Below are 8,382 nucleotides of genomic sequence, written 5' to 3'. Positions count from 1 at the left end.
TCGGCCTGGCGCTGATGGTCGCGGGTGGTTGTGCGATCGCGGCATGGTCCGGCCGGTTGCGTTGGGCGGATCCGGATGCCGCGCTGGTCCCCGGCACCGGCGAGCCGCCGCGCTGGGTCCTGGTCGTGGCCGCGGCGGCCGGGGCGGGGGCCCGCACCGAGCGGCCGATGATCATCCTGGAGACCCCGAAGGGATGGACCTGCCCGGCGCGGGTCGACGGCGTGGCCCTGGAGGGCACCTGGCGCGCCCATCAGATCCCGCTGGGGGAGGTGCGCGACAACCCGTATCACCGTGCGCTGCTGGAGGAATGGCTGCGCTCCTATCATCCCGAGGAGCTGTTCACCGGCACGGGCGAGCCGATCGCCGCACTGCGCGAGGCGTGCCCGCGCGGGGAACTGCGGATGAGCGCCAATCCGCTCGCCCACGCCCGCGACAGCGTGGACCTGCGGCTGCCCGACCCCTCCGCGCACGCGGTGGACGTGGGCGCGCCCGCGACCCGGCAGGCCGAGGCGACGTCGGTGCTCGGCCGGTACCTGCGCGACGCCCTGACCGCCAATCCCCGGCGGCTGCTGTTCTTCTCCCCCGACGAGCACGCCTCCAACAGGCTGGACGCGGTGCTGGAGGTGACCGGACGGCGCTGGCAGCGGCCGATCCGCTCCGGCGACGCGGATCCGGCGCCGGACGGCCGGGTGTTCGAGGTGCTGTCGGAACATCTGTGCCAGGGCTGGCTGGAGGGCTATCTGCTGACGGGGCGGCACGGGGTGTTCTCCACCTACGAGGCCTTCGCGCACATCGTCGACTCCATGGTGGTGCAGCACGCCAAATGGCTGCATTCGGCGGCGGAATACCATTGGCGTACAACGATTCCCAGCCTCAACTATCTGGTGACCTCGCACGTGTGGCGGCAGGACCACAACGGTGCCTCGCACCAGGATCCCGGCTTCATCGACCATGTGCTGAGCAAGCGGCCGGAGGTGTGCCGGGCCTATCTGCCGCCCGACGCCAACTGCCTGCTGCACGTGTTCGACCACTGCCTGCGCGGGCGGGGCCGGGTCAATGTGGTGGTCGCCGGGAAACAGCCCGCGCTGCAATATCTTTCATTCGACGAGGCCGCCGAGCACTGCGATCAGGGCCTGGGCGTGTGGGGCTGGGCGGGCACCGACGGCGACGGCGATACCGACGCGGTGCTGGCCTGCGCCGGGGACGTCCCCACCCAGGAGACCCTCGCGGCGGCCGCCCTGTTGCGGAAACTGGTGCCGGACTTGGCCGTTCGCGTCGTCAACGTGGTCGACCTGGCCCGGTTGTTCCCGCCGGACCGGCATCCGCACGGCATTCCCGACGCCGATTACGCCGAGATCTTCACCACGGACCGGCCGGTGGTGTTCGCCTTCCACGGCTATCCGTGGCTGATTCACCGGCTCACCTATCGCCGCCCCGGCCACGAGCGGCTGCACGTGCGCGGCTTCCACGACAAGGGCACCACCACGACACCGTTCCAGATGTGCGCCATGAACGGTATCGATCGGTATCACCTGGCGTTGGCGGTCCTCGAGCAGGTGCCCCGGCTGGCCGACCGGATCGGGCATCTGCGCGCGCATCTGCTGTACCAGGTGCACCGCAATACCGTGTACGCGCAACGGACCGGCAGCGACCTGCCGGAGATCGCCGACTGGGTGTGGCCCGGCGGCGGGCCCCGTCGTTGACGGCGGGCTGTCAGGCGTGGAAGCGGTGTCTCGCCCACCGCCGCGCCGCATCGCGCAGGCCGTGTGTCCAGATGTTGGGGTTGCGGGCGGCGGTGGCGCTCCACTCGGCGGCCAGGGCGGTCGCGAATGCCCGCAGGTCGTGGGCGTCCGCGCGGTGCCAGGACGGCACCCGGGCGGCCCACCGTTCGGCGGCGACCGGGTCGAGCCCGGCGAGCAGGAGCCACACGATCCAGCAGCAGGGGTCGATCCAGGGCGCGCCGCGCGTCGCCCACGGCCAGTCGACCAGCCGGGCGCCGGTGTCGGTGACGATGACGTTGCTGTAGTTCCAGTCGGTGTGCAGCAGCGCCTCCCCGGCGAATCGTGCGCCCTCGGCGGGATCGTCGAGGTAGGCACCCCACCGCACCTCGGCATCCTTCAGTTCGACGCCGACGGGGGTGGGCAGGCGGCCCAGCGCGGCCATCGTCGCCGCCGTCGCCGCGAGGTCGGTGTCGACGCGATAGTCGGCCAAATGCCCTGCGATGTAATCGAATCCGAGCAGATCCCAGCCGCTCGCCGCGAGCTGCCAGCGTAGCCGGGGGCCGATCGGGGCCACGTGCGGTCCGAGCACGGCCTCGCGGTGCTGGGTCCACACCTCGGGGTCGTCGGTGCGCATGCCCTTCAGGAAGGTGCGGCCCTCGGCGGTGTCGATCACCACCGCCAGGTGGCTGCTGAACCCGGCGATCACGGACTCGGCACGCAGCACCGGGCCGGTGAGCCCCTCGACCGCTGCGCGGGTGACGGCGGGGAGCTCCTCCCAGCTGCGGCGCAGCGACGACGTCTGCGCCCGATCGACGGTCACACCGAACATCTACCGCGAAACGGGCACGGTAGCAAGCGAACTCGGAGATCGAACGAATCGCCTCGGCGTGCGCGTGCAGGTGTACATGCAGCGGAGCTTGCGATGTAGTGGATTGCCTTACAGCGCAAGGGTATTCGCAATCCATCGATCGTAGTACGCGGCTCGGCTGTCGGCGGGATCACACCGTCCCTCCGGATCGGATCCGCCGCGGCAGAGGTCTGGATCCCGGCGGAAAGCGTGCCGGGATAAGGGGTGGTGGGGTGCCTGGATGGCGGTGGTGGGATGCCCGGATGGCGGTGGTGGGGTGCCTGGATGGCGGTGGTGGGGTGCCTGGACGGGATTGTGGGCGGCGGCCGCGGTGATGAGTCCATCGAACCGGCGATGACAACCGGCGCGTCTCGTGACACAATGAAGCCAGGTTGAGACTACAGCCGACCCCGGTTCGTGCACGGAGTTGTTCGAGGCAGCCGGTCGACGGTCCGTAGGAGCTACCGATTCGTCGTTCGGCACTCACCCGGTCTCCGCGCTCGCGAACTGGCAAGCCCCATTTGCACGGGAGGCTCTAGTTATGTCTGCGATTGCGGTTTTGGAACGCCGAGTAGAACAGCTGCCGGATCCGGACACTGTCGGCGTACCTCCGGCCCCCGTTCGTGACCGGCGCCGCCACTGTACGGTCGTCCGGATCGAGGGCGAACTGGATGCCGCCGTCGCCGGAGTATTCCGCAAGGCGCTCGGCCAGGCCGTCAGCACCAGTGCGCACGCGGTCGTGCTGGACCTGCATCACACCAGGTTCCTGAGCATCGGATCGGCGCGTTCTCTCGCCGATGCCAAGCGAACCGCGGCCGAAACGGGCGTGGACCTGCGCGTCGTGGGCGCGCGCCCCGAGGTGGAACGCGTGCTGGCCGTCACCGGCATGCGTCCGCTGTTCCGGTACTACACCTCGATGCGTACTGCGCTGACGGCGTAATAACTCCATGTCACACGCGGTGGGAACCCCGCGACACGCATGCGGGCCCCACCGCTGCGCTCGCTACCGGCGCGCCGGGCGCGGATACTCAGGGGGTGACACACAGTGGAGAGCTCTCGCCGGAGGACGCACGGGAGTTCGGACGGGTGGTCGGTGCCGGAACGCCCCAGAATGTGGGCAGTTTCCGCTTCTGGTTCTCCGACCAGCGGTGGGAGTGGTCCGATGAGGTGGCACTGATGCACGGGTACGAACCGGGTTCGGTACGGCCGACCACCGAGTTACTGCTCGAGCACAAGCACCCCGACGATCGGGAACTGGTGGCGGCGACGCTCGCGCGCTCCATCGAGGAGGCGGAGCCGTTCTGCAGCCGCCACCGCATCATCGATACGAAGGGTCGGATACGCCATGTGATTGTGGTGGGCGACCAGATGCTCGAGGACGACGCCGTGGTCGGCACCGCCGGCTACTACGTCGACGTGACCGAGGCTCTCGACGCGCAACGCCAGGAGACCCTCAGCGACGCCCTGCCCGAACTGTACGAGGCGCGGGCGGTGATCGAACAGGCCAAGGGCGCGCTGATGCTGGTGTACGGCATCGGTGCCGAGCAGGCGTTCCGCGTGCTCACCTGGCGATCCCAGGAGACCAACACCAAGCTGCGCGCGCTGGCGCAGGAGCTGGTCCGGCAGGTGTCGGAGCTGGGCGGCGGGACCGCCGAGATGCGCACCCGCTTCGACCACCTGTTGCTGACCGTGCACGAGGATGTCGACACCGCGTGAAAGTGTGCGCACGTTTCACGTTCACGGCATCGGGTACGCCGCGCAGTGATACTGCCGCCTGAAAGCAGAAAGGCCCACCCGTGGCATCCGCTTCCGAGCCGTTGCGGCCTGCACCGAGAGCGGTGCCGGTCGAGGGTCGGCCGGTGCGCGGCGGGGTTGCCGGGTGCGGCATATCCGGTGATTCGGTGTGGGTGGTGGTTCGCGAGGGGTACGCGGGGGTGAGTGTCAACACCCGAGGGCCGAAGGCCCGATCATGGACGTGACGTCGAACGGTTGGCGCAACGGCCGGGGTCCGCGGGCCCCCGCCGGGTTCACCGGTTGGGAGGAGAGACAAGTGTCGATGAGTGAATGGGTCGCGAGGTCGCCGGTGCAGACATCCAACGTGGGCGTCCGGGTGCCCGCCGACCTGAATCAGCTCACCATGCTGCGTGCGCTGGCCGAGACCGTCGCGCTGATCGCGGATTTCGCGCTGGACGAGGTCACCGATATTCGCGTCGCGCTGGACGAGGTCGCGACCGCGCTGATCGCCGAGGCGGCGCCGGCGTCGGCGATCCACTGCGATTTCGACTACGACGACGGTGCGATGACGGTGCGGGTGTCCGCGGTCACGGGGGTCGAGGACGCGTTCGACGAGAACGGTTTCGGGTGGCATGTGCTGCGGACCATCACCGATGACCTGGGCGCCCGGACGGAACCTTTCGATGCCGAGCGCAACGGGTACCCGGTTACTGTGGAATTCAGCCGGGCACGGGGTGAGGCCGATGACGGATGATCGGCGTGGACGCCGCCACCGCGGCGCCGACAGCTACGACAACATCGAACCGGTCTTCGCGGAGCTGGCCGCGGTCGAATCGGACGGCCCGCAGCGGGAAGTGTTGCGGGAGAAGATTATCGGGCTGTGCCTGCCCCTGGCCGACCATATCGCGCGCAAGTTCTCCGGCCGCGGCGAGAACTTCGACGATCTGCTGCAGGTAGCCCGGGTGGGGCTGGTCCAGGCGGTGGACCGATTCGATGTCACGCGCGGCTCGTCGTTCCTGTCGTTCGCGGTGCCGACGATCATGGGTGAGGTGCGCCGGCACTTCCGCGACAACACCTGGGCGGTGCGAGTCCCGCGGCGCACCAAGGAGATTCAGCTGTCCATCGGCAGCGCGATCGATACGCTCGCGCAGCGGCTGGGCCGGTTGCCGAAGGCCCGCGAGATCGCCGCCGAACTCGATGTGGATCTGGTGGAGGTCACCCAGGCGCTGATCGCGGGAAACGCCTACCAGATGTCCTCGCTCGAGGCGGTGACCGCCGACGACGGCGAGAACACGCCGCTGCCGCTGCGGGACGTGCTGGGCTCGCCGGAGCCGAAGTACGACCGCGTCGAGGAATTCATGGCGGTGCAGCCGCTGATCGCCGACCTGCCCGACCGCGAGCAGCAGGTCCTGACCATGCGCTTCTTCGAATCCAAGACCCAGACCCAGATCGCCGAGACCCTCGGCATCTCCCAGATGCACGTCTCCCGCATCCTCGCCAAAACCCTCACCTGGCTCCGCGAGGAAGCCCTGCGCGACTGACCCTCCCCGCACCCCCTCCCCATTCCCGCACCACCTTCAAGACCTTGCAGCTGGTGCGTGATCGAACAGACGGTGCGTGAATGGCGGCCGCCCGATGGTGGGTTCGGGTGGGATCGGGTCGTGGGGGGTGGGTGGTGGCGGGGTGGGGTCGGGGCCCGGCTGGGGTGGTGGTCCGGGTGGTTCAGGGTGGGGGTTCGGGCGTGGTGGTTCGGGATGTGGGTCCGGGCGTGGTGGTTCCGGATTGGGGTTCGGGCGTGGTGGTTCAGGGTTGGGGTTCGGGCGCGGTGGTTGAGGTTAGGGGCTGGGCCAGGGGGGACCCGCGTTATGGCTGGCCTGCGGTGATTCGGAGTTGAGGTTCCACCGTGGTGGTCCGGCGTTCGGGACCCGTTGTGGTGGTTCGGGGTTGGGGTTCGGCCAGGGTGGGCCTGTGTAGTGGTCGGGGAGGGGGCGGTCCGGGTGTGCGTCCGGCCAGAGGATTTCGGCGTAGGGGTTCGACAGCGGTGAGAGCGGGTCCGGGTTCCGCCGGGGCGGTAGGGAATTGGGGTCCGGTAGCGGAGGGCCTGGGTTGGGGACCGGGCCGGACGGGCCCGGGTTCGGCAGCGGGTCGGGCGGACCGGAGCCGGGGATCGGCCCCTGCGGGCCGACATCGGGAATCGGAGCCGACAACTCGAGTTCGGGAATCGCCGCCAACGATTCGTGTTGAGGAACCGCCGGTGCCACACCGGGATACGGCGCCGAGTCCGTCGGACCGGGGGACTCTGCCGTGTCCGTCGTGCCGGGGGTTGGCAGCGGGCGTGTTGTGCCGGGATATGGCGCCGAGTCGGTCGTGCCGGGGGACTCCGCCGAGTCGGTCGTGCCGGGGGTTGGCAGCGGGCGCGTTGTGCCGGGATACGGCGCCGAGTCGGTCGTGCCGGGGGACGGCGCCGAGTCGGTCGTGCCGGGGCTTGGCGAGTGCGTCGCGCCGGGGGACGCTGGTGGGTGCGTTGTGCCGGTTGGCGGTTGGGGGTTGGTCGTGCTGGTGGATGGGGGTGGGTGGGTAGTGCCGGAGGGTGGTTGCGAGTGTGGGGTGGCGGACGGTTGGGAATCGGTTGCGTTGTGGGGTGGGGGTGTTTCGGTTGCGCCGGGGCTTGGGAGGGGATCGGGCGGGCCCGGGTCGGGGAGGGGGTCGGGTGGGCCGGGGTCGGGGATCGGGCCCGGGGGGTCGGGTACCGGGTCGGGCGGTGGTGTGGGGATCGGTGGCGAAATCGGGTCCGGGGGAACGGGATCCGGCGTCGGCGTGGGGGTGGGGACGGTGAGCTCGGGACGGGCCGTGAGCTCCGGGTCGTCGTCGGCGGGTGGCTCCGGGTCGCGCCATTCCTCGGCGCGGCTGGAGCGGTTGCCGCGCAATGTCCCCTGCAGTTCGCGGGTGAGCTGCTCGTCGTGGTGAGGACCGTGTTTGGTGCTGCCTCTCTCCATCTCTGCCTCCTCAACCAGATCGTGGCAGGTCCCGGCCCCGCGGGCCGGGATGTGATCGCTGGCCGACGGGGTCGGTGGCCGATGCCGTGGGTCTCGGACGCAGCGAGCCCTGGTGGTCCGCCGATTCCCGTGGGTTCGTAGTGACCACGTGAGGCGAATACCCGCAGATGGCTGGCACAATCACGCCGTTGTCGAGTGATCTGTGGCCGTCCGGCGTTTTGCGTGCCTGAGCGCGGTAATCCGCTCGAATATGAGCGAGCAGTACGGCGACGAACGCGTGCCGGGACCGCCGGATCCGATCGAATGGCAGGGCGTATCCAGTCCGGCGGAGCACCTGGACGAGGACGAACTGGACGCCGACCCGCTGGAGGAGGGAGTCGAGTCGCCGGAGGGCTGGTCCGGCGCCGACCGCTACGGGACCACGCCGAACGAGCAACGCGAGGGCCCGACGATCGACGACCGGCTAGCCCAGGAAGTGCCGGACGTCCGCCCGGAGCCGCCACCGGACGAAGACTGAATCGTCTCCGTCCCGGTGGTGAATTGTGTTCGTTCCCAAGGTTTTCCGGGATCGTCTATGAGACAGGCCAGACGTGGGTGCTCGGTTCGCGGGCGTACCGGCGGGGGCTTACCGTAATTGCATGCAGCGCGGATGACGGCGCTGCCGGTGAACATCGTTGTTCCCGATCGTGCGTTCGCCGGCGCAGCCAACCCGCCAAACACCCTGCTCGGCGAGCGCAGCCGCCGCGACGTGCGGACGCGTCGAGCAGGGACCCAACGACTCCCTCCTGCTCCGACCCCAAACGCAGCTGCCGGGCGGCGGTGCGCCCACCGGACGGATTCCGCTCATCATCCGTCCGGTGGGCACCCTCTTCGTTCCCATGGTCCCGATCCCTGTGGTACGTGCGGGTGTCAGGTCGTTCTGCGGTTCAGGTGCCGCGGTAGGTGCGGGCGACGAGGGCGGAGCGCAGGTACCACAGGCCGCTGGCTTGGGTGGGGTCGAAGCCGGTGAGTTGGCCGATGCGTTTGAGGCGGTAGTCGACGGTGTTGGTGTGGACGTGCAGGAGTCGGGCGGTGCGTTGGCGGT

8 protein-coding genes are annotated in these 8,382 nt (G+C 69.6%); 6 read left to right on the top strand and 2 right to left on the bottom strand.

All coding sequences use genetic code 11. From position 1 onward, the window contains the following. Positions 1-1,703: phosphoketolase family protein (locus QH290_RS01905; protein WP_280381794.1), on the top strand; the 1,703-nt coding region annotated here is incomplete at its 5' end. Between the two features lie 10 nt (positions 1,704-1,713). On the opposite strand, the gene QH290_RS01900 is transcribed toward QH290_RS01905, so the two are convergent. Beyond that, a complete protein-coding gene (locus QH290_RS01900; protein WP_280381792.1) occupies positions 1,714-2,541 on the bottom strand; it encodes a hypothetical protein in 828 nt (275 codons plus the stop codon). 568 nt (positions 2,542-3,109) lie between these two features. On the opposite strand from QH290_RS01900, the gene QH290_RS01895 reads away from it, so the two are divergent. The 5 genes from QH290_RS01895 (at position 3,110) to QH290_RS01875 (ending at position 7,815) form a co-directional block, all read left to right on the top strand. Then, the gene (locus QH290_RS01895) at positions 3,110-3,508 is read left to right on the top strand and encodes an STAS domain-containing protein (RefSeq protein WP_280262597.1); all 399 of its coding nucleotides are present in this window, start codon (positions 3,110-3,112) and stop codon (positions 3,506-3,508) included. Between the two features lie 95 nt (positions 3,509-3,603). Then, complete coding sequence (locus tag QH290_RS01890; RefSeq protein WP_280381791.1) at positions 3,604-4,284, top strand: PAS and ANTAR domain-containing protein; 681 nt, start codon at positions 3,604-3,606, stop codon at positions 4,282-4,284. A 340-nt stretch (positions 4,285-4,624) separates the two neighbouring features. Continuing rightward, positions 4,625-5,056, top strand: coding sequence for an ATP-binding protein (locus tag QH290_RS01885; RefSeq protein ID WP_280262593.1), 432 nt, complete (start codon positions 4,625-4,627; stop codon positions 5,054-5,056). After that, positions 5,046-5,843 carry an RNA polymerase sigma factor SigF gene (locus QH290_RS01880; RefSeq protein ID WP_280381790.1) on the top strand — a complete coding sequence of 266 codons (798 nt, stop codon included), beginning with the start codon at positions 5,046-5,048 and terminating at the stop codon, positions 5,841-5,843. The genes QH290_RS01885 and QH290_RS01880 overlap by 11 nt, the downstream gene beginning before the upstream one ends. Before the next feature lie 1,705 nt (positions 5,844-7,548). Beyond that, positions 7,549-7,815, top strand: a complete 267-nt coding sequence (locus QH290_RS01875; protein ID WP_280381789.1) for a hypothetical protein — start codon at positions 7,549-7,551, stop codon at positions 7,813-7,815. Positions 7,816-8,224: 409 nt separating this feature from the next. Here QH290_RS01875 and QH290_RS01870 read toward each other — a convergent pair. Beyond that, positions 8,225-8,382: helix-turn-helix domain-containing protein (locus QH290_RS01870; RefSeq protein ID WP_280381795.1), on the bottom strand; the 158-nt coding region annotated here is incomplete at its 5' end.

Origin of the sequence: Nocardia wallacei, assembly GCF_029869545.1 — a bacterium.
Lineage (GTDB): Bacteria > Actinomycetota > Actinomycetes > Mycobacteriales > Mycobacteriaceae > Nocardia > Nocardia wallacei_A.
Note: the sequence above shows the minus strand (reverse complement) of the source record. Positions and strands in the feature narration are given on the sequence as shown.